This window comes from Pedobacter sp. HMWF019, from assembly GCF_003061025.1.
GTDB lineage: Bacteria > Bacteroidota > Bacteroidia > Sphingobacteriales > Sphingobacteriaceae > Pedobacter.
In genome coordinates, this window is sequence record NZ_QAIL01000601.1 from 1 (window position 1) to 1,826 (window position 1,826).

Sequence of the window (1,826 nt, forward strand, 5' to 3'; positions counted from 1 at the left end):
CGGAGAGGATGTGCATCAACTGAGAAAATACACAGGCAGTTTGATTTGCTTTTCCGATGAATGCAGTTATAGGTCCATTCTGAGAAATGAAGCCTGTTTAAATTAAGATACAATGAACTCGAAAAAGAATTTTGGGGATTACTCCAAAAATTTCATATCTGATATCCCTGCTGACCAGGAAAGTGATGAAGCACAATACTTCAATCAAACCATTCCGAGATTTCCTGAAGAAGCAATTTATATTTATTCCTTTAAGCTGAATAGAATGGTATATGCCAGTGGTTGGGAAGAAGTGGTGGGCTATAAAGACGATGAGATTAACATGCTTGCTATTGTAAATATGTCTGCGCCTGAATTTGCACCTTTTTCACATGACCTGAATGATAAAGCCTTAAAGTTTATCCATAATAAAACAAAGGATCTCGAAAAATACAGTTTTACTATTGAACTTAAAAAGATCCATAAAAATGGTATGCTGGTGCCAATTGTAGCGAGGGTAGGGGTATATAGTTCTGAAAATGGCAAAGTTACCGCGATCATTGGCAGGTTTCAGATCAATAGAAATTTGATTTTTGGAAAAGTAATGCGCTATGCGGCCTTTGGGCCTGAAAAGGAGAAGTTTGAGGAAGAGCTTAATAAAATTCTGTTTTCTCACCTGGCCATTTCCGACAAAGAAAAAGAAGCACTTGCATTGGTGGCCAAAGGATTCTCTTTCAAGGAAATTGCCCATGAGTTGAATGTATCACATTCTGCTATTGAGAAGAGAATAATCCCACTGTACAAGCGTTTTAATGTAAAAAGCCTGACCCATCTGGTTAGTTTTTCTTATGACAATTCGATCCTGCCTTAGGCGGCAGGATCAAGGTTTATCGTAATGATATTTGATCGTTCAATGCCGATCTGTTGTAATAAATCCTGCCATTTCTCTTCGAGTAACGTGGTTGGGTCGTCACTACCCATTACCCAGATGATATTTTTGTCTTTAATATGTTTGATATTGTCTGGTCCGCAGTCTACATTATTTAATAACTCATAAAATAACTGTGTACTGATAATGTCCCCTTTTACCGGTCTTCCAGGATTGATGTCATCGATAACCAGCAAATTGCAATTACGCCAGTTCCATAGATTATTCATGTTTTCAGCTTGATTTTCGGACCTTTCAAAGAACATACTTAATAGTTTGACTGCAGTGACATAACTGCAGCATCCGCTTCGGATGGATGCTTCTGTTGCAATTCCAACAGATAAAGTTGTTTTACCGCTTCCTTTAGAACCAAAAATCAACATGTGCTTACCTTGATCCTTATTGTCCAGAAATTCAATGACGGCTCGTTTGTGTTCATCTTGTATTTTCTGGCTCCATTGACTTAAACGCAATTGAAAAGGATATTCGGCGTTTTGAATATACATTTTTGTTGTGTACCAATAGTAGGCGGGATAAGCCACCAAGACCACAAGTAGTAGTGCTGCAAGCAGCATTTGACCATGATAATGGCAAAATAAGCTACCGGTTAGCGCTCCAATTCCAAAATAGGTTAAGTCTGTAACTGTATCAAAAGCAACATTGGACCAGGCTGGAGCAAAGGTGTAATTTATATTTTTAAGTGAACTGCGCCCGGAAGGAAGTTTGAGAAGTAAAGGGCCGAGAAAATTATACAGTTCAAAAAGTATCCAGGCACCCCAGACCCCAAAGGCTGCCCACAATTCAGGATAGTGGAGCCCAGGCTTATTCTTTATAAAGGTAAATACTATAATGGTTGGAATAAAGCCCAGGGAAAAATGTCCAAATTGATTGGCCAGCCAAGAGTAAGTCAGTGTAACAC

At 38.8% G+C, this 1,826-nt stretch carries 2 protein-coding genes; one reads left to right on the forward strand and one right to left on the reverse strand.

Annotated elements, in window-relative coordinates:
• Positions 1–112: 112 nt before the first annotated feature.
• On the forward strand, positions 113–850 hold the full coding sequence (locus DBR11_RS28520; protein WP_108555919.1) for a helix-turn-helix transcriptional regulator: 738 nt from the start codon (positions 113–115) through the stop codon (positions 848–850).
• On the opposite strand, the gene DBR11_RS28525 is transcribed toward DBR11_RS28520, so the two are convergent.
• The coding region (locus DBR11_RS28525; RefSeq protein ID WP_108555920.1) for an ATP-binding protein at positions 847–1,826 on the reverse strand (980 nt) is incomplete at its 5' end. The two genes, DBR11_RS28520 and DBR11_RS28525, sit on opposite strands and share 4 nt — an antisense overlap.

Excerpts from the sequence above, each read along its gene's own strand:
- DBR11_RS28520 (WP_108555919.1), top strand. The coding sequence starts at position 113 with ATGAACTCGAAAAAGAATTTTGGGGATTACTCCAAAAATTTCATATCT.